Origin of the sequence: Hymenobacter perfusus (genome assembly GCF_003944765.1) — a bacterium.
GTDB classification, from domain to species: Bacteria; Bacteroidota; Bacteroidia; order Cytophagales; family Hymenobacteraceae; genus Hymenobacter; species Hymenobacter perfusus.
The window spans coordinates 594918-614555 of record NZ_RWIU01000001.1; the positions used below are offsets into that span (position 1 = coordinate 594918).

Sequence of the window (19638 nt, forward strand, 5' to 3'; positions counted from 1 at the left end):
CCTGTTTTCGTAGGAAACCTACATGGAATACCCGCTGCCGACGGCGGCCCGGCAATACGTTGCCGAGCACCTGCACGACGACCCTGCCACCCTGGCGCTGCAAGCGCGCCGCCACCCCCACTTACCTGTCCCCGAGCTTATCCGCCAGATTCAGGCGCGCCAGAAGGCCCGCGCCAAGATTCCGGCCTGGGCGGAAAACCCCGACCTCGTATTTCCGCCGACGCTGTCTGTGGAGCAGGCTTCCTCGGCCCGCACGGCGGCGTTTAAGGCCACTTTGGTGCAAGGCCAGCGCCTAGCCGACCTTACGGGCGGCTTCGGGGTTGACGTTGCGCATTTTGCCGCCGCCGTGGCCGAGGTTCACTACGTGGAGCGCAACGCGGCCCTGGCCGAGGTGGTCCGCTATAACCTGAACCAGCTCAACATCCGGAACGTGCAGTGCCACACCGGCGACGCCGTGCAGTTTCTGCGCAGCACCCCCGACACGTTCGACTGGCTCTACCTCGACCCGGCCCGACGCGACACAGCCGCTAAAAAGATATTCCGCCTGCAGGACTGTGAGCCCGACATACTACGCCTGTTGCCGCTGCTGCTGCATAAAAGTCGCAGTGTGCTACTCAAAACGTCTCCCATGCTCGATATTGAGTTGGCCATTCAGGAGCTTCGGCAGGTACGCCGGCTGTGGGTAGTGGCGGTGGATAACGAGTGCAAGGAGGTGCTGTACGAGTTGGGACCCGAGCCGGCGGTGGACCCCGAGCGGTACACCGTGAACCTGCTCCGAACCGGCCAGCAGCAGGAGTTCCGGCTGAACCGGGCGCGCGAGGGCCGGGCCGTTGCCCGCTACGCCGAGCCCCAGCAGTACCTCTACGAGCCCAACGTGGCCGTGCTCAAGGCCGGGGCATTCAAGAGCATCGGCACGGCCTTCGAACTGCTGAAGCTGCACCAACACAGCCACCTCTATACCTCCGACACGTTGCGCCCCGATTTCCCCGGCAGGACTTTCCGAATTCGGGCGGTGGAGAAATACGATGGGGCGGCGCTGAGGGCCCATTTGGGACCGGAAGTCCGCGCCCACGTTACCACCCGCAACTTCCCCGATTCGGTGGCCGAATTTCGCCACCGCACCGGCATCCGGGAGGGTGGCGAGCTGTACATCTTCGCCACTACCAACCTCGAAGGCAAGCTCATGGCCCTGGTGTGCGACAAACTGTGATTTAGCGAGGTGGTGATTTAGTGAGTCTGGCGTTCTATCGGCGCTACTTGCGCAAATTGAACGTCAGACTCACTAGATCACCACCTCGCTAAATCACTTCGCTGGGCTGGTCCATTTGCTGTCCTTGAGGCGGAAACGCCAAGGCAGCGTGGCGGCGGTTTCGCCGGCGTAGGCCAGACCTACGCGAGGACTGGCAAGCACGTCAGGTTCGGCAATGGTTTCGCCCGTGTCTTCCAGCCAAAGTACGGCACCCTGCAGATCGGTAGCGCTGAGGGCGGGCGTGATGCCCAGGGCTTGGGTAAGCAGGCCGGGGCCAGCCGTCAGGCGGGGCGAATCGGGCGGGATGCCGCCGCGCCGCGCCGCCATGATATCCAGGCCTACCAGCGGTTCGATGGCCCTGATGAGCACCGTATCGGGTTTATCGGCGGCGTTGGTGCTGATATTGAACAGCGTGTGGCGGTTGTACACCTGGTAGAGGTAGACCCGGCCGCCGGGCTCGTGCAAGGCGCGGCCGTGGGTGCCGCGCCGCTTCAGGTGTAGCTGCATGGAGTCGTCACCCTCGTGCGAATACGCCTCCGTTTCTACAATTCGACCTCCAGTCAGCTGACCATCGAGGCAAGAGTAAACGTGCTTGCCCAGCAGGTCGCGGGCAATCTGCACGGGGTTGGGTCGGCGGTAGAAATCGGGTGGTAAAACAGGCATGCTGCAGGGGGCAGGAGACGAAGTCAGACGGAGCAAAGCCGGTAGTTTGCCGGGCGGCTACGGTTCTATACGAGCCATTGCCTATCTTTGCCATTGTAAAGGTGGCCGGACCCCGATTGCGGGGCGAGGCTGAAAAGGGAATCCGGTTCAAATCCGGAGCTGTCCCCGCAACTGTACGCTTCATGAGTCGGCGCGTCATCACCGGCCACTGTTTCGGCTTCCTGACAGGAAGCCCACGAAATGGGAAGGCGACGCGCCCGGAGCAAGCCAGGAGACCTGCCTTTGCGTTTCCCCATGTTCAGCGCTTTCGGAGGAAAGGCGGAGAATGAAACCAGTAGCCCGGCTTCGGTCGGGCAGAATACCCGTCTGTTTTCGGCCTCGGCTTCGGGGTTCAGGTGCTTTGTGCAACTGAACGATGAAGTTTTGAACTGAATTTTTCGATTGCGAAAATTTGGTTCTCAAGATGCGCTTACCCCACGTATGGAACGCCCGGCCCCGGTGGTGGCTGGCGGGCTTTGCCGTGCTGAGCACCCAGGCCGGAGCGGCCCAGAGCCTTTCCCCTCCCGATACGCTGCGCCTGCCCACTGTGCGGGTGGCTGGCCTGCGGTCCGAGCGGTTTGCCGTGGGCAGCCGCCGCCTCTCGCTCGATACGCTGGCGCTGGCCAACTACCGCATTGGCACCCTGACCGACGCGCTGAGTGCCCGCACGGCTATCTACCTGAAGAACTACGGCCCGGGCCAACTGGCCTCCATCACGCTGCGCGGCACCTCGGCCCGGCATACGGCCGTACTCTGGCAGGGCTTCAACATCAACCTGCCCTCGTTGGGCGAGGCCGATTTTTCGCTGCTGCCGGTCAGCGGCGCTACCCAGGTCGATATCCAGCCCGGCCCGGCGGGCGGCACCTACGGCAATGGGGCTATTGGGGGCACGGTACTGCTATCAACCGAAACGCCGTGGGGGCGCGGCTGGCGCGGCGCGGCCCAGGCCGACTACGGCAGCTTTGGGTTGCGGGCAGGTACGCTGGAAGCCGGGTTCAGCAACCAGAAAGTAGCAGTCCGCACCAGCCTGCTGTACCGGCAGGCTGACAACGACTTTACGTATTATAGCCAGGAAGCCCGGGGCCGGGTGCGCGTGCGGCAGGAAAATGCCGCGTTGCAGCAGGCCAGCTTCACTCAGGATGTTACCCTCCGATTGGGCCAGCACAGCGAAGTTTCGGCGGCGGTCTGGCTGACGGACGCCGACCGGCAGATTCAGCCCGGCATCGGCACCAACAATACGAACGCCCAGGAGCGGGACCAGAGCCGCCGCCTCACGGCCGGCTACCGCTACGTGAGCACCCGCCACGAATGGGCCGCCCGGGCCGCCTGGTTCGAGGATATCCTCAACTACCGCGACGACGTGAGCGGCCTGAGCGAGTCCCGGGTGCGCACCAGTCAGGCCCAGGCCGAGCATACCTGGCGGTTTGCGTCCAATGCCTCGGTGCGGCTGGGAGGCGAGGCCCAGCACTTTGAGGCGCAAGTAGATGGCTACGGCGCTGCGCCGCGCACCGAAAACCGGTATTCCGGCTTTACCCTGTTTCGCTACGACCCACGGCCGCGCCTGCAACTCTCCCTGAACCTGCGGCAGGCGTTGCTGCCGGGCCGCAAACCGCCCCTGACCCCTACTGCCGGGGCCGAGTGGCTGGCCTGGCAGGCGGGTGCCCACACCGTCAGGCTGAAGGCCAACGCCTCACGCAGCTACCGCGCCCCCACTCTCAACGAGCGGTACTGGCGGCCCGGCGGCAACCCCAATTTGCTGCCGGAGGAAAGCTTCGGGTACGAGGGCGGCGCGGTGCATGTGCTCGACCTTGCACCGGCCCACCTGCGCTTGCAAACCGAGCTGACGGCTTATCATCAACTGGTAGATAATTGGGTGCAGTGGACGCCGGGAGCTTCCTATTGGTCGCCGCGCAACCTGCGGCAGGTGCGGGCGCAGGGTCTGGAAGCCAGCAGCCAGCTGACGTGGCAGCCCGGCGCGTACCGGCTCACGGTGCGCGGCAGCTACGCCTTCACTCAGTCGCGCAAAACCAAAGGAGCTACTGATGATGCTGACCCCGTGGGCCGGCAGTTGCCCTTCGTACCCTTGCACACGGCCGTCCTCAGCACCGACCACAGTTGGCGCGGCTGGCAGCTGAGCACGGCCTTCACCTACACTGGTTACCGCTACACCGATGCCTCGGCCTCGGAGTTCCTGCCTTCCTTCCCGCTCCTGAATGCTTCCGTGGGCCGCACACTGGCCGTGCGGCCCGGCTGGAAGCTGCTGGCACTGGCCCAGGGCTACAACCTGCTCAACCTCGACTACCAGAGCTACCAGAACCGCGCCATGCCGCTGCGCCACGGCAGCTTGAGCCTGCGCGTGCTCTGGCGCTGATTCACAACTTCTTTTCCTAACCCTTTTTTATCCGCATGAAACCATTTTCCGCCTTCACGGGCCTCACCAGCCGTTTGCTCCTGGGCAGTGCCGCCACACTCGGCCTGCTGGCCTGTGACCCCGACAATGAGCCAGCGCCTACCGAACAGCCCATTGTTACCAGCACGGTGTTCGTAGTGAACGAAGGCAACTTCCTGCGCTCCAACGCCGATATCAGCTTGTTCAGCAAAGCTAGTAGCTCAGTTACCAGCAAAGCCTTGTTCAACTCCGCCAACGGCCGGACGTTGGGCGACGTGGCCCAGAGCATGGCCGTGCAGGATAGCCTGGGTTACATTGTAGTGAACAACAGCAATAAGCTGGAAGTGGTATCCTTGGCGAAATTCCGCTCCAAGGCCACCATTACCGGCCTGAAACTGCCGCGCTACTTTGCCGCTGCTTCTTCAGCCAAAGGCTACGTAACCGAAACCGTATCGTACAGCGGCAGCAACGGCCGGGTTTCGGTGCTGGACCTGAAGACGAACACCATCAGCAAATCTATTGAAGTAGGTGTGCAGCCCGAAAAATTGCTGGTAGCTGGCTCGCGGCTGTACGTGACCAACAGCGGCGGCAACACCGTAACGGTCATTAACACCGCCACCGATGCCGTGGAAGGCACTATTACCGTAGGTGACTCGCCAAACAGCCTAGTCCTGGACCGCGACGGCAAAGTGTGGGTGCTGAGCGGCGGCAAAGTAGCTTACAACGCCGACTACTCCGTGGACTACTCCCGCACTACCAAAGGCAGCCTGGCGGTTATTACGCCCGGTCAGCTCACAGCCACGCAACGCGAGGTTGATTCCAACACCAGCTCTCCTAGCAAACTCACCATCAACGGCGCCAAAAATCAGCTTTACTACTCGTACCGTCGGGGCGTGTACACGCTGGGCATCGGTGATGCAACACTGCCCACCACGCCCCTCATCCGGCGCAGCTTCTACGGTCTGGGGGTTGACCCGCAGGATGGAACGATTTACGGCGGTATCGGCTCGTTTACGGCAGCTGATAAGGTCATCCGCTACCGCAGCACCGGCGTGGCCATCGACTCCTTTACGGTGGGCATCGGCCCGAACGGCTTCGTATTCTATTAATCGAGCCCGATACCCGCTGACAGTAACTGCCCCTTTCCGAAAACAACTTAGCTCCCTTCTGCCATTGGCCCCAGGCTGATGCGCCCCGATGTACAACCAACGAGCCCGCAACTACGGTTGCGGGCTCGTTGCATTTCAAGGCGCTGAAGAAAGCTAGTCGGCCAGACCGTCGTGGTTACGGTCGGTGGTTTCGCCGGCCTGCTCGTATTGCTGACGGCCGGTGGGGCCGCCGGTAGTGTCCCGGCTCAGGCCGGAGGTAGCGGAGTCGGCGGCCAGCGTGGCATTTTGATACGCAGCCGGATCGAGACTTTTCTCGGCACCGCGCTCTACGTTGGTAGCACCGGTTTCGGTGCCGGTATTACAGGCCGAGACAAGGCTGGTAAGCAGCGCAGCCGCAACCAGCGGACGAAGGAAGACGGGGAGTTTCATAAGGGCTGGATTGGGAAGAGCAATGAGAACAACTATTTGATCTGTACGGCTGGCCACGCCACTGGTTTTTGCGTATACTGATTTCCGTTCTTCTACCACAACCATTTCACTACTGTTTTTATCGGTCCTTCCATGCCACACCTATTCCCCTGATCTGTAGTCCCCCACGCAGCATGAACTTGTATGAGGGAGACGTTTATCTTTGCCGGCCCGTATCTGCTGCTATGAACCGACCCTCCGCCCGTCCATTTCCTTTCCGGCCACTGTTACGGCGCGTGGGAATTCTGGCCGGAATAAGCCTTTCTCTGGCCCTGGCCCTCATCACCTATCTGTACGGTGTGCAGGATCAGTTCTTCGGTCGGGTTTTCGGGGCTTTTTTCGTATTTTTCTGGCTGCTGGCCGTAACTTTTCTCGGGGTAGTTCCCTTTGTAAATTGGGCAGCGGCCAACTGGTTCGGGAAGATGTGGGCCGAGCCGGCACCGGAACCGGTCCGTCGCGCCAAAGCCAACCCTACCCCGCCCACCATTCGTAAACCCACGCGTACCGCAACGCGGCTGAACCCAACTCAACAACCGTGAAAACTACGCTCCTCCACATTAAGAACATGGTTTGCCCGCGCTGCATTGATGCCGTGCGCAGCCTCCTTGAGCAAGCGGGATACCGCCCCACCGACGTGCAGCTGGGCCAGGCCCAACTGGACCAAAGTACTCCCGCCGACCCCGCTTCCCTGGCACCCATGCTGCGCGAAGCCGGCTTCGACGTAATTATGGGCCGGGCCGATCAGCTTACAGAACAAATCAAAACCGCCTTGGTGGAATACCTGGAGCACTTGCGCACGGCGCGGATGCCCCTGACTACTTCGGCCTTCCTTACCGACCGGTTTGCGGCCACCTACTCACACCTGAGCAAGGTATTTTCCCGCACGGCTAACCTCACCATCGAGAAATACCTGATCCGCCTCAAAATTGAGCGCGTGAAGGAGATGCTGAGCTACAATGACATGACGCTTAGTGAAATTGCCGAGCACATGCGCTACAGTTCCGGCCAGCACCTGAGCAACCAGTTCCGGCAGGTAACCGGCCGCTCGGTCAGCGAATTCCGCCGCGACCTGATGCCGCGCCGCCTCTCGCTGGATCAGCTGGCGTAACCGCAGGCTTCTAAGCCGAGAACAAGTACTTATGCATAGCTCCTGATAGTCCCGGTTTTTGGGTTCTGTCAGGAGTTTTGCGTTAGGGCCTGCTTGCTTCGGCTTTTTCGGCCCAAACCTCGCACGCAACGCGCCCGGCTTGTGTACAACCTTCGGGACCAGACCGGGGTACTATTGCAGAGTTATTTGCACAAGTACCTCAGCTGTTTTCTTATGCGTTCCGCTTTCTCTACTACCCTAGTGCTGAGCCTGTTGCTAACCTTTCCGGTTCTGGGCCAACATCAGCACTCCACCACCGCCGATACTGCCCGACGGGCGGCCCCGGCCAATCCGCATGCTGGCCACGTCATGCCCGGCAGCCCGGCCCCTGCCGATACCAGCCGCCACGCCATGCCCGGAGGCCAGCACGCCGGCCACGATATGGGCGGAATGGACCACGGCGATATGCCGATGAGCCACGCCTACTCTCGTAGCCTGCCCATGAACCGCAACGGCTCGGGCACCGCCTGGAACCCCGACAACACGCCCATGTACATGTGGATGAGCCACCACGGCAAGTGGATGGTGATGAACCACGGGGCCGTGTACCTGCGCTACACCCGCCAGAATCTGGGCCGCAGTAGTGGCCAGCGCGGCGGCAGCACCTTCGACGCGCCCAACTGGTTTATGACGATGGCCCAGCGCCCCATCGGCCAGAAAGGTCTGCTGAACCTGACAGCCATGATTTCGCTGGATCCGCTTACGGAAGGTGGCAACGGCTACCCGCTGCTGTTCCAGAGCGGCGAAGCGTACCAAGGCCAGCCCCTGGTGGACCGCCAGCACCCCCATGACCTGTTCTCGGCCCTGAGTATCGGCTATACGCACGCCTTTTCGCCGGATGTAGACCTGACGGCCTACGTAGGCTACCCCGGCGAGCCGGCCATCGGGCCGGTGGCTTTTATGCACCGAATTTCAGCCATGCCTAACCCCGACGCGGCCCTGGGTCACCATTGGCAGGATGCTACGCACATCACCTTCGGGGTGGCTACGTTGGGACTGCGCTACAAGCAGTTCCGGCTGGAAGGCTCCAACTTCACGGGTCGGGAGCCGGATGAGCACCGCTACGGCTTCGACCGGCCCCGGGCCGACTCCTGGGCCGGCCGCCTGAGTTGGAATCCCACTGCCGCGCTGGCGTTGCAAGTGAGCCGCGCTACCATCAAACGGCCGGAGGAACTGCATCCAGAGGAAGACGTGAAGCGCACCACGGCCTCCATCATCCAGAGCAGCCAGTGGGGCGAGGGACGTTACATTACCTCGGCTTTGGTGTGGGGCATGAACCAGCACGTAGAAAACGGCCACACCGACCCGGCCGCCCACTCGGTGCTGGCCGAAACCAGCGTGCAGCTGGGCAAACCGGCCGTGTACGGCCGCTACGAGTTCGTGCAGAAATCCAACGAAGAGCTGCGGATTCCGCTGTTTGGCCCCGCCGATGAGGAAGTTCACCGCAACTACACCATCCACGCCCTCACGCTGGGCGCCAACTACCGCGTGGCCCAGGTAGCCAAAACCGACCTCGTGCTGGGCGCTCAGGCCACCGTGTACCGCCCCGATCAGGACCTGAAACCCCTCTACGGCTCCACGCCCGTATCGGGGCAGGTGTATCTACGGCTGAGCCCGTCGCTGATGAAGATGGGCCGGTAGTAGTTCAGCGTCCTCCTTCATCATTGCGCTCCAGGTTTCCAACGTTGTGTTGAATGGTAGACGGAGCATCGAATTGCACGGAATAGCCTTGAGGAGCTCCTAACAGGTTAGTGCCTTGATGAAATATGTTGCCCTCAACTAGCACCTCGGCTTTGTACCAGCAATCAAAGAAATTGACGAAGCCTTTGAAGATGTTATTTTGCAGTTGTACAGGAAAACCGGGTTGGTTATGACCACCCGCCTGGAATTCCAGATAGTTCTCAAACGTGCAGCCAACTATCGTCAGGCCCTGCGGGAAATGAGCAAAAGCGAAGTCACACTGTACGAAATGTGAGTTTATCAGTTGAACGGGCCGTTGGTATTCTTCGGCAGCACCCCGTAACTCCTCAACCCAACAGTTTTCTATCCTGACGGCATAGTCAAGATGGCCGTTTGTATAGGACGCCAGCACTCCTACAATCCGATAACCCTGCACCGGTTTCCCAGCCTGAAGCAGACGGATGGCATCGTCACCAGAAATTGCAGGAAGCATAGTAGGAGAAGTTAGTGGCATAGACAGATCAGGTTGTGATGCAGGCGCGAGTCAGATGCAGATAGAAGAGCAACGAAGATATGGCAACCTCTCGGGCCGTACCTTTGCCGACACCTTTTCCGCCGGTTGGCGGTTGTTGTCCCGTGCCGTCTACTGCCCAGCCCCGCATCCTGCTTATTACGCCGCCGCTTACGCAGCTAAATACACCGTATCCGGCTACGGCCTACCTCAAGGGGTTTCTGGGCGGGCGCGACTACGCGGTAACCCAGGCTGATCTGGGGCTGGAGCTGGTGTTGCAGCTGTTTTCGCGGGCGGGGTTGCAGCGGGTTTTTGCCGAAATTGAAGCCGGCAGCTTTGCCCTGAGCGATAATGCGCGCCGGATGCTGCGCCTCAAAAACAGCTACCTGAGCACCGTAGAGCCGGTTATCCGGTTTCTGCAGAACAAGGACAACACGCTGGCCCCGCGTATCTGCCACAGTCGGTTTCTGCCCGAAGCCAGCCGTTTTGATAACGTGGCCGACCTGGAAGCGGCTTTCGGCACGATGGGCCTCACCGACCAGGCCCGCCACCTCGCCACGCTCTACCTCGAAGACCTGGGCGACCTGATCAAGGAGACTGTGGGTCCGCAGTTTGGCTTTTCGCGCTACGCCGAGAAGCTGGGCATGTCGGCCACCACTTTCGACGCGCTCCACGACGCCCTGCAGACTGAGCCCAACCTGCTTGACCGGATGCTGCTGGAGCTGCTGGATACGCTGCTGGAACGCGCCCAACCCGATATTGTGGGCTTCACGGTGCCGTTTCCTGGCAATCTGTACGGGGCGTTGCGACTGGCGGCCCGCGTGAAGCAGACCCGCCCGGGCACCTATACCAGCATGGGCGGCGGCTACCCCAATACCGAGCTGCGCACCATCCGGGAACCCCGCTTCTTCGAGTACATCGACTTCTTGACCCTGGACGACGGCGAAGGCCCGTGGCTGCGGCTTTTGGAAGCTATTAGCGGCCATACAGAACGTCATGCTGAGCTTGCCGAAGCATCTCTACCGCTGACTAATCAATTCCAAGGCAACGAAGCGGTAGAGATGCTTCGACAGGCTCAACATGACGTTTCTCTCCAATCAATACCTACTCACCAACTCCAACGCACTTTCCTGCGCAACGCGGCCGGTGAGGTGGAATATATCAACCATCCGGCTCCCGATGTTCCGCACCCCGAGGTCGGCACGCCGGACTATGCTGATCTGCCGCTGACGGAGTATTTATCGGTGATTGAGGTGCTGAACCCCATGCACCGGCTCTGGAGCGACGGGCGCTGGAACAAGCTCACCATTGCCCACGGCTGCTACTGGAAACGCTGCTCGTTCTGCGACGTGACGCTGGACTACATTTCGCGCTACGAAACCGCCCCGGCCGCCCTGCTGGTGGACCGAATCGAGCAGATCATTGCCCAGACTGGCCAGACGGGGTTCCACTTCGTAGATGAGGCCGCCCCGCCCCTGGCCCTGCGCGATTTGGCCGTGGAGCTGCTGAAGCGCCGGGTGAGCATTACGTGGTGGGGCAACATCCGCTTCGAGAAAACCTTCACCCCCGACCTGTGCCGGCTGCTGGCAGCCTCGGGCTGCATTGCCGTCAGTGGCGGCCTGGAAGTGGCTTCAGACCGCCTGCTGGCCCTCATGGAGAAAGGCGTAACCATTGCCCAGGTCGCCCGCGTGACGGATGGCTTCACCCAGGCCGGCATCATGGTCCACGCCTACCTGATGTACGGTTTCCCCACTGAAACCGCCCAGGAAACCGTGGACTCGCTGGAAATAGTGCGGCAGCTGTTTCAGGCCGGCATTGTACAGAGCGGCTACTGGCACCGGTTTTCCATGACGGCGCACTCGCCGGTGGGCAAGAACCCGGCGAAGTACCAGGTAGTCCCCACCGGCCCCGAGCCCGGCCCTTTCGCCTGGAACGACCTGTGGCACGATGACCCCACTGGTACCAATCATGAAAAGTTTGGCCCGGGCCTGGCCAAAGCCCTGTACAACTACCTGCATAGCGTAGCGCTGCAGGAGCCCCTGAGCTTCTGGTTTGATTTCCGGGTACCCAAAACCACCGTCCCGCGCCACCTCATCAGCCAGGCGTTGCAGGAACCCGCCAAACCCGATGCCAGCCGGCCCAACAACCGCCTGTTCTGGCTGGGCAACGCGCCCGAACTGCGCCAGGAACCCGGTAAAAAGGGCCGGGCCGTGCTCACGTTTTACGAGCAGGCGGAGGATTTTGAGGTAAGCGTACCGGCCGTTCTTGGCTCTTGGCTGCACGAATTACTCACCCGTCTCAGCACCGAGTACGATACTAAAGTCTTATTGAAAGAAGCGGCTGCCACTTACCCCACCACCGGGCAGACCTGGGAGCAGTTTCTGCTGAGCCCGGCCTGGCAGCTGTTACGCGAAAAGGGTCTGCTGATTTTATAAAATCGGCTTACCGCTGCCCAAGCCATTCGGTAAGGCCATTCCAATAGCCAGCCGCCGGTTGGGGCCATTGCCATTGGCCATCAGAAAGGAAGCGGCCGGGTTGAACAAAATCGGCAGAGGCTTGTGGAATAAGGCGTACCTGCGTGCCTTTGCGGTACCCCAGCGCCGTACGCAGCCGACGCGCACTGGCCTGCACCTGCACAGTCGTATCGAGGCTGGCATACAGGCACAGCGTAGGAATGCGCTGCTGACTCAGCACTTGATACGGCTGAGCTTCGGCCCGCGTGGCGGCTGAGGCGCCTTCCAACACCACAAAACCGGGACGCGGCAACTGCCCGGCCGCAGCAGCCACCAGCACAGTGGCCGGGCCGCGCCCCCAGTAGCCGACCCGGCTGGAATCAACGCCTACTTGCCGGCGCACAGTAGCCAGCACGGCCGCTGTAGTCTGGGCAGTTGTGGAGTCGGACGTTACCGCTACGGGCACAACCGCCGTAACGAAGCCCCGACGGGCCAGATACACTGCCCGATTACCAGCCGCGGCAGCAGTTGCTGGTGTAGCGAGCAGCACTAGGGCCGGGTGCTGAGCCAGCGTATCATCGGGTAGTAGCAGGCGCAACCGGCGGAAGCCGGTGCGGGGAACGGCCAAGGCCTGCTCCCGAAAACCCCGCGCGGCGGCTTCGCCCCGACGTACCCACACAAAATCAGCCGGCAGACTATCCCAGCGCAATACCCCCCGCAGAAAGTTTCCTTCCCGGACTGCCTGCACCGTAATGCCTCCTTGCTGAGCCGCCAGCTGCTCCAGCCGCAGTTGCGGGGCCTGATAACTGGCGCGGGCGGCTTCAAACTCAAGTCCGGGCAGCTGAGGAAAACTTACTTCCGCCTGCAGCTTTCCCGGACTGATTTCGCGCAGCTCCAATGCTACCCGCAACTCTGCACCCTGGTAGCTGATGGGCCCTTCGTAGTGGCCCGTAGGCAGTGGCACCGTGGCAGCCGCTTCTGAACCCGTATTGCCGGAGCAGCCAGCCAGCAGGAACAGGGCCGCAACTCCCATCGGGTGGCAAACTGCAAAGCACACAGACCGAAGAGTATCCAAGGGCGGCAGGTAGTTAAAAGAAAATAAAGGGCAAATCCTTGGCACGGGCTCAGTAATCAACCCTGGCCTTACAGGCCCTTGCGCAGAATCAGGTCGTTCTGCACATCGGAGCCGATAGTGAAAGTATGCTCACCAATGCGCCTGAAGCCAAACCGCTGGTAGAATTCCCGGGCGCGCTCGTTCTTTTCCCACACTCCCAGCACAATGGCCCGGCAGCCCTGCTCACGCGCTTCCTCAATGGCCCGACGCATAAGCGAGGCTCCCAGACCCGTGCCAATCCAGTCCTCGGCCACGTACAGCCGCTCAATCTCCAGCCGGTCTTCGGGCGTTTTCTCCGGGTCGAGGCCCAGAGTAGAATGGAGCTTGAGCTTGGCATAGCCTACTACTTCCTGTACCATCTGCGCCAGCAGAAACACGGTATCAGGATCCTGCAGCTCAGCCAATTGCTTATCAGGACTGAAAGTAGCTTCTTCGTACGCTGCCATATCCTCGGGCCGGTTCTGAGCAGCATACGTGTCGTGGAACATGCGGCGGCCCATTTCAGCAAGCTGGGTGGCAGTGGCCGGGTTGCGTTTGGCAACAAAGATGCGAAGCGGAGTAGTCATGGCAGAAGAAGCGCAGATGGGCAATGGGCCACAAAGGTAACGGGCTTAGTCTACCGTGTCGTTGCCGCGTCGCTCACGCCAGCCGTAGCGCAGCATCATCAGGGCCGCTACCAGCATGATCATGTACAATACCAGTTGCTGCGCGGCCAGCGCGTCGGTTCCCAGACGCTGATAAGTATCGTACACGACATAAAGCCGCAGGCCCACGCCCATCAGCAGCATAAAGCCGGCAGTCAGAAACAGTAACCCTACCAGTCGGCGGGTAGCGGGAGGCAAAGGCCAGGCCATAGAACAAACATTGAAACAAAAAATAAACACTCAACCAGCTACCGCCGTACCCCAGCATGGTTTCTCGCACTTATGCAGCCTATCAGTACTGATGATCGGGCAAATTAAGCATGCTATCCGATACGCAACGGATTGTAAATTGATTTCTGCCGCGTACTTTTGCCGTACCAACCTACATTAAGCGAGAGTAGCTCAGTTGGTAGAGCATCAGCTTCCCAAGCTGAGGGTCGCGAGTTCGAACCTCGTTTCTCGCTCACTGTTAATCAGCCACTTAGACGCGAGTCTGGGTGGCTGATTTGGTTTTGGTTTACACAGTGGTTTACACTATAGGGTCGTTCCTCTCGCATATATCACTATAAATAGCGAAGCCCGCATTACTTCACAGTAACACGGGCTCCGTTATTTGTAACATCAATCTGGTTGCCTACGCGGCCTGCTGTTGCTGCGATTCAGGTTTCAAAAACCTTCTTGCTCCTGTTTTCTCTATACGTTCCGCTACCATATCTGCTTCATCAGATGGAATCACTGTAAGCAGTGGGTTTTCCTTTACAGCACGCCAAAACTTGTGTTTATCAGGGTCAGACTCTTCGTTGGGCTCGTCGCATAAGAGGTAAAATGCACTTTTGCTAGGGTCTCTCTTAAATTTACGTAGAAGGCTGCGCGCCACAGTATCATATTCAAAAACGTGCTGCTGAAGTGTATCCATACCATAAGACTCCAAGGGTAAGGCATGAGCAGCAGTGAATGACCCATTCAGACCAATGCACTCCATTCTAAACTCAAAGAAGAGCTCAGGTAATTGACGATCTGTTATCTTCAAATTAGTGTGTACAACTGGCTTTACCCGTTCCATCAGTTGTATGACAGTCTCTTGTACTAGAGGGGTATTTATTGCTTTGTCAACCTTCTCTTGAACGTTGTTTCCGTCCACTAATTGAATGTACAATTGTTCAAAGACGTTTTCGGGGCTTTCATCTTCAAATATTGCCACCGCACTACGTGGACTGACTCTCATAATACCGTTAGAGTACCGACTAAGATAATCCCAGTCAGAGGGCTTTAACAGGTCATTACCTGAAGGCTTTACAGAAGCTGCAAAAGCAGACTGACGTTCTTGGGTATCGAGCGCCACTCTTCTCTCTACATTAGAAATAGCATCACGAATCACACCTTTAAGATTCGGAGCTAACAAACCCGCCAAACGCACTTTGCGCTGAGATATCCGTAGCCAGTGACGCATACCATCAAAGAAAACGATCCCTACGACTACAGCTTCGCCCGACGCCGGATTAGGCGCTATGCGAATCAGTGTATGGAAAGGAGTTGTTTTCATGGTAAGCATTCAAAAAACCGGCTCAGTAATAGCTCCTGCCGTGATTCAGAAAACAAAAAGTTGAACAAAGCAGTTTGCGACCTCTCACTTAATTTATACGAAGGAGGCAGCCACTCGCATATGTCGAGGAAGCGTTTCTGGCAATTTTCTACGCGAAGATAGAAACCTGATCTTAACTCCTCCTCTATCCATAGAGGTTGATGTTGACGCCACCTTCTGAGGTGTGCTTTGGTCGCGGTTGCGCTAATTAAGTTCTTCTTAAAATCACAATACAGATACTGCGGGTCCAAATAGCAAAGGTCTATTCTACTAAAGGCATATGCATGGTCTATAGCCCATATAATATACTTCTTTCCGCTATCATCAGGAGCAAGCAGTGTATTATGATGGGATGCCCTCCGGTCATCATTGGCAATCCAAGCATCATACAGTGCAAGCCATACCAAATCTTCTGCATTGCTAAGTTTTTCCAACTCAATCTGCCCATTCAACAGTTCGACAGAGTCTTGCGCTCCCAGAATTGCCTTTGAGCCAAAACAAGGCTTTTTCAAATATGACGCTGCCCGCTTGGCATTGCTTGGCAAATTTGATATTACAGCCTCTCCTATGGTGAGTACTGCGACATCAGGTGTTGGAATGCCCCATTCTCGCAAAAGCGCCGCACACAACCACTCAGCTTGCATTTCATGAGCGTTGTAAGATGCCTTATGATACTTCAGATAATAACTCTCATACTCTTCCGTCAACACTAGCAGCGGCTCGTGAGCTGTGGGCAAAACATCTTGAATGACGCGAACACGGCTTTGGAAAAGAGGAGCCAACATTATAATCTTCCAAACAGAATACTTCTAGATATGGGGCAATTTACTGAAGATGGTGACAATGCTGTTTAGTAAAGATTATGGGGAATAGTGTAGCCCATATAGATGCCGCTCAACTTTTAGCCGTTCGACAAGGCATACAATCACTATCTAATAGCACTTCTGACAGGCCCGTTTGCCCAACTCTTAGGCATCACTCACACTCATAGCCTTGACCGTATGCGTGCAGCGGTTGAGCCCAGAGCAACGGTCTGAAATGTGGTAGGCCACACTACCCTTGCTCATGCACACATAGACGGCCGATTCTGCCACAGTGGCTGATACTACCGTGGGCGTGATGGTAGAGATGGGAGCGGCCGAAGTCAGGGCCAGCAGCAGCGCGAAGCCGCTTAGTAATTTCTTCATTGTCTGATAGGATAGAATGAGCCGGCAATATGGGTCGGTGGGAGCAAGCGCACAAACTATTCACCGAGTTGAAAAACAGGGATGTAAAAGATTTATCCCTTGCATGTTCTTTCACTCTATCGGGCGCGCTTAATACTCGGGCAGGTGCAGAAAGGGTAGGTACGCGTCCAGACACTCGAAGCTCGTAAACGAGCGAAACTGCTCCATTTCCAAACAGTCCTGTTCCAGCCAGATTTCACAGAAGAAGGAGCCGACCCAGTACAGGTTGACGCCGTAGTTCTCGTGCCAGCGGTGGGCCAGATACCGGCCGTGTTCGATGATATAGCTGCCTTGCTGTTCGTAGGGAAGGGCGCGGAATTGTAAATGACCGAGTAGCATAGGGAAACGCGAGGCATAGGAGTTCGGGGATATAATGTACTGGTGATCTGGCACACTAGCAAGCAGGGTAGCTCGGGCGTATCTTTACTCCAACACTATCCCCCCTTGGCGTATGGCTTTTTCTACTCTTTCCCGCCTCGGCCCGCTGGTGCTGGGAGGGCTACTCACTTCCACCGTGGCCCTGGCCCAGACGCCCACGCTGCTCGATGACTTCAACCGGGCCGACAACCCAAGCGTGGGCAACGGGTGGGCGGAAACGGAAACGGCTGCCCCCGGCAGCGTCTCCGTGGCCAGCAATCAGCTCCGACTCAGCAGCCGCTTTCTGGGCCGGGACTTTGCTGTGCGCGACATGAGCGGCCGCTACAACGTGGCGCTGCAAACCAACCCGGGCTCGTTGAGCTGGTCGTGGAACATGCAACAGTCACGGCCCAACCCCTCGGGCTTTCTCAACAACAACTACGCCGTAGGCTTCGTGGTGGCCGGCAGCTCCGCCGACCTGCTGACGGGTTCCGGCTACGCCGTGGTCTATGGCAACAGTGGAGCTAGCGACAGTTTGCGCCTAGTGCGCTACACCAACGGCCTTTCGGCCACGACCGTGCTGAAGACCCTAGCGGCCGTGGCCGTACCAGCCTTGCCCACGACGGGGCCGTATTTCACGGTACGGGTCACCTACTCGCCGGAGGAAAGTACCTGGACGCTGGAACAGGCCGCTAACAACATGACCTTCGAGGACCCGGCCACCGCTAGCTTCGTGCGGGTGGGCAGCCGCTCGGACTCCGTTTACACCCGCACGTCCCTGCCGTACCTAGGCGGGCTATGGAACCACGTCACGACGGAAACCGAGTACGCCGTATTTGATAATATCTATGCTTCCTCGCCCTGCGTTACGGGACCGGAGCCCACGCAAGGCCCCACGGCCCTCCCCGTCACGGGGCTTACCAGTTCCTCCGTCACGCTGGCCTGGCAGCCGGGCAACGGCACCAGTAACTTGGTCGTGGTACGCCAGCCCGGCGCGAGTACCTCCGCGCCTGTCGATGGCACGTTGTATCCGGACGGGGGCGTTTTCGGCACGGGAGCCAGTCTGGGCACGGGGGCGTTCAGCGTCTTTTCCGGCGTGGGCACGAGCATGGGCGTGCAGGGCCTGCGCCCGAATACCACCTACTCGGTGCAGATTTACGAGGCCCTGGGCAGCGGCTGTACCACGAACTATCTGCAAAGCAATCCGGCCAGCTTCACCTTTACCACGCCCGCCTGTCAGTTGGAGCCCGCACCCACGGTGGCCGCGACCGGCGCCACGGCCACGCTGAGCGGCACGAACGGAGCCGTGCTCACCTGGCAACCCGGCAACGGGAGCGGCCGACTGGTCGTGCTGCGCGCCGGACAAGCGCCAACCGGTGTGCCAGCCAATGGCACGACTTACCCCGCCACGACTTCCTTCGGCGGTGGGGCAATCCTGGCCGCCGGGGAGTACGTGGTGTATGCCGGCACGGGTAACAGCGTCACCGTCTCGGGCCTGCCCAGCGGGCAAACCGTCTACGCGGCCGTGTACGAATACAATGGCACGGGCTGCGCCACAGCCTACCAACTGGCGGTCCCGGCCACGGCTCAACTGGTCGTCCCGACCCCACCACCTGGTACGCGCAACTTCTACTTCGGCAACCTGCACGGGCACTCGGCCTACTCGGACGGCAACCAGGACGCAGGCACCTCGGGGGCCTCGACGCCTTTGCAGGACTTCACCTTTGCCGATGCCTCCCTGCACTCGGACTTTCTGGGCATCTCGGATCACAACCACTCTCAGGCCGGCATGAGCCTGCCTAACTACGCGCGGGGCCTGCAACAGGCCGACCAGGCCACCAACAGCCAGTTCGTAGCCCTCTACGGCATGGAGTGGGGCGTAATAAGCGGCGGGGGCCACGTACTGGTGTACGGGGTCAATGAGCTGCTGGGCTGGGAGACGGGCAACTACGACGTGTACGTACCCCGCAGCGACTACCAGGCCCTGTTCCGGCAGATCAATAAGCGGCCCGGCGCGTTTGCTACGCTGGCCCACCCTTCCAGCGGGGACTACAACAACTTAACCACCGCCGCCTTCAACGCCCGGGCCGACTCGGCCGTGGTGGGTACGGTACTGCGCTCCGGCCCGGCCACTTCGACCAATACCACCTACAGTAATCCCTCGACCAGTAGCTACGAGAGCACCTATACGACCTTGCTGGCGAAGGGCTACCACGTGGGTATCAGCTACGACCACGACAACCACAACACGACTTTCAACCGCACGACCGATGGCCGCTTGGTCGTCGTGGCCCCTAGCCTGACCAAGGCGGATTTACTCGCTGCCCTGCGGCAGCGCAGCTTCTACGCCTCCGACGACTGGAACGCGGAAGTAACCTTCTCCCTGAACGGGCAGCCAATGGGCAGCATCTTCACGGGCGGCACTGCCCCGGCCCTGACGCTTTCCGTCAACGACCTGGACGGGGAAGCCATTCGCTCCATCACCCTGCTCAAGGGCACGCCCGGCAGTGGGCAAGCCGCGCAAGCGGTAGCAACCGTTACAGGCCCCACGGCCTTGAGCTACAGCGACGCGGCGTTGACCGTGGGCGCTACTGCCTACTACTACGCCGTGATTGTTCAGCAGGACGGGGACCGCATAGTGACCTCGCCCATCTGGTATACGCTGACCACCGCCACGCCTACCAAGGCGGCCCAGCCGGAATTAGCTCTGGAGCTGTTCCCCAACCCGGCCTCTACCTCCGCTATCTTGTCTTACTATCTACCCGTTGCCTCAACAGTGGAAGCCGATGTGTTGGACTTGGCTGGTCGAACAGTGGCAGTGCTTCGCTCGGCGCAGTGGCAAAGTGCGGGCCCGCACACGCTCTCAGTGCCGACCCACTCCCTGCCGGCCGGTGTGTATGTAGTGAGACTTCGACAGGCTGGCACTCTAAGCGTGCAGCGTCTACTGGTGCAGCCATAAGGTATCCGTCAATATTTAAAAAGCCCCGACCTGTTGCAGGCCGGGGCT

Annotated in this window: 18 protein-coding genes, 1 tRNA gene and 1 riboswitch; of the genes, 9 read left to right on the top strand and 10 right to left on the bottom strand. The window is 59.5% G+C overall.

What is annotated here, in order from left to right; all coding sequences use genetic code 11:
• The first annotated feature begins 22 nt into the window (after positions 1–22).
• Complete coding sequence (locus EI293_RS02635) at positions 23–1210, top strand: THUMP-like domain-containing protein (protein ID WP_125435404.1); 1188 nt, start codon at positions 23–25, stop codon at positions 1208–1210.
• A 93-nt stretch (positions 1211–1303) separates the two neighbouring features.
• Here the strand turns inward: EI293_RS02635 and EI293_RS02640 are convergent, their stop codons facing one another.
• The gene (locus tag EI293_RS02640; protein ID WP_125435406.1) at positions 1304–1912 is read right to left on the bottom strand and encodes a DNA-3-methyladenine glycosylase; all 609 of its coding nucleotides are present in this window, start codon (positions 1910–1912) and stop codon (positions 1304–1306) included.
• A gap of 82 nt (positions 1913–1994) precedes the next feature.
• Positions 1995–2210: riboswitch (cobalamin riboswitch) on the top strand.
• A 165-nt stretch (positions 2211–2375) separates the two neighbouring features.
• On the opposite strand from EI293_RS02640, the gene EI293_RS02645 reads away from it, so the two are divergent.
• Together EI293_RS02645 and EI293_RS02650 are read left to right on the top strand one after the other, a co-directional pair.
• Positions 2376–4322 carry a TonB-dependent receptor gene (locus EI293_RS02645; RefSeq protein WP_125435408.1) on the top strand — a complete coding sequence of 649 codons (1947 nt, stop codon included), beginning with the start codon at positions 2376–2378 and terminating at the stop codon, positions 4320–4322.
• A gap of 35 nt (positions 4323–4357) precedes the next feature.
• Positions 4358–5449: a DUF5074 domain-containing protein gene (locus tag EI293_RS02650; RefSeq protein WP_125435410.1), complete on the top strand. Its 1092-nt coding sequence runs from the start codon at positions 4358–4360 to the stop codon at positions 5447–5449.
• 153 nt (positions 5450–5602) lie between these two features.
• Here EI293_RS02650 and EI293_RS02655 read toward each other — a convergent pair whose 3' ends face one another.
• Positions 5603–5878, bottom strand: coding sequence for a hypothetical protein (locus EI293_RS02655; protein ID WP_125435412.1), 276 nt, complete (start codon positions 5876–5878; stop codon positions 5603–5605).
• A 224-nt stretch (positions 5879–6102) separates the two neighbouring features.
• Between EI293_RS02655 and EI293_RS02660 the strand changes: the two genes are divergently transcribed.
• The 3 genes from EI293_RS02660 (at position 6103) to EI293_RS02670 (ending at position 8705) form a co-directional block, all read left to right on the top strand.
• Complete coding sequence (locus tag EI293_RS02660) at positions 6103–6456, top strand: hypothetical protein (protein WP_125435414.1); 354 nt, start codon at positions 6103–6105, stop codon at positions 6454–6456.
• Positions 6453–7025, top strand: a complete 573-nt coding sequence (locus EI293_RS02665) for a helix-turn-helix domain-containing protein (protein ID WP_125435416.1) — start codon at positions 6453–6455, stop codon at positions 7023–7025. The genes EI293_RS02660 and EI293_RS02665 overlap by 4 nt, the downstream gene beginning before the upstream one ends.
• A gap of 213 nt (positions 7026–7238) precedes the next feature.
• Positions 7239–8705, top strand: coding sequence for a hypothetical protein (locus EI293_RS02670; RefSeq protein ID WP_125435418.1), 1467 nt, complete (start codon positions 7239–7241; stop codon positions 8703–8705).
• Positions 8706–8709: 4 nt separating this feature from the next.
• Here EI293_RS02670 and EI293_RS02675 read toward each other — a convergent pair whose 3' ends face one another.
• Positions 8710–9237, bottom strand: a complete 528-nt coding sequence (locus EI293_RS02675) for a hypothetical protein (RefSeq protein WP_125435420.1) — start codon at positions 9235–9237, stop codon at positions 8710–8712.
• Between the two features lie 143 nt (positions 9238–9380).
• On the opposite strand from EI293_RS02675, the gene EI293_RS02680 reads away from it, so the two are divergent.
• Positions 9381–11690, top strand: coding sequence for a B12-binding domain-containing radical SAM protein (locus EI293_RS02680; RefSeq protein WP_246010512.1), 2310 nt, complete (start codon positions 9381–9383; stop codon positions 11688–11690).
• Between the two features lie 7 nt (positions 11691–11697).
• Here the strand turns inward: EI293_RS02680 and EI293_RS02685 are convergent, their stop codons facing one another.
• The 3 genes from EI293_RS02685 to EI293_RS02695 all read right to left on the bottom strand — a co-directional run bounded on the left by EI293_RS02685 (position 11698) and on the right by EI293_RS02695 (position 13676).
• Positions 11698–12765, bottom strand: a complete 1068-nt coding sequence (locus EI293_RS02685) for an alpha/beta hydrolase family protein (RefSeq protein ID WP_125435424.1) — start codon at positions 12763–12765, stop codon at positions 11698–11700.
• A gap of 86 nt (positions 12766–12851) precedes the next feature.
• The gene (locus tag EI293_RS02690) at positions 12852–13388 is read right to left on the bottom strand and encodes a GNAT family N-acetyltransferase (RefSeq protein ID WP_125435426.1); all 537 of its coding nucleotides are present in this window, start codon (positions 13386–13388) and stop codon (positions 12852–12854) included.
• A 45-nt stretch (positions 13389–13433) separates the two neighbouring features.
• On the bottom strand, positions 13434–13676 hold the full coding sequence (locus EI293_RS02695; RefSeq protein WP_125435428.1) for a hypothetical protein: 243 nt from the start codon (positions 13674–13676) through the stop codon (positions 13434–13436).
• Positions 13677–13857: 181 nt separating this feature from the next.
• Between EI293_RS02695 and EI293_RS02700 the strand changes: the two genes are divergently transcribed.
• A tRNA-Gly gene (locus tag EI293_RS02700) sits at positions 13858–13930 on the top strand.
• Positions 13931–14100: 170 nt separating this feature from the next.
• Here the strand turns inward: EI293_RS02700 and EI293_RS02705 are convergent.
• From EI293_RS02705 to EI293_RS02720, 4 genes are all read right to left on the bottom strand, one after another.
• Positions 14101–15009 (bottom strand): hypothetical protein, encoded by a 909-nt coding sequence (locus EI293_RS02705; RefSeq protein WP_125435430.1) that lies wholly within the window; start codon positions 15007–15009, stop codon positions 14101–14103.
• Positions 15006–15833 carry a HipA family kinase gene (locus EI293_RS02710; RefSeq protein WP_125435432.1) on the bottom strand — a complete coding sequence of 276 codons (828 nt, stop codon included), beginning with the start codon at positions 15831–15833 and terminating at the stop codon, positions 15006–15008. The genes EI293_RS02705 and EI293_RS02710 overlap by 4 nt, the downstream gene beginning before the upstream one ends.
• 183 nt (positions 15834–16016) lie before the next feature.
• Positions 16017–16235, bottom strand: coding sequence for a hypothetical protein (locus EI293_RS02715; protein WP_125435434.1), 219 nt, complete (start codon positions 16233–16235; stop codon positions 16017–16019).
• Between the two features lie 129 nt (positions 16236–16364).
• On the bottom strand, positions 16365–16613 hold the full coding sequence (locus EI293_RS02720) for a hypothetical protein (RefSeq protein ID WP_125435436.1): 249 nt from the start codon (positions 16611–16613) through the stop codon (positions 16365–16367).
• Positions 16614–16725: 112 nt separating this feature from the next.
• On the opposite strand from EI293_RS02720, the gene EI293_RS02725 reads away from it, so the two are divergent.
• Positions 16726–19590 carry a CehA/McbA family metallohydrolase gene (locus EI293_RS02725; protein ID WP_125435438.1) on the top strand — a complete coding sequence of 955 codons (2865 nt, stop codon included), beginning with the start codon at positions 16726–16728 and terminating at the stop codon, positions 19588–19590.
• Positions 19591–19638: the final 48 nt, after the last annotated feature.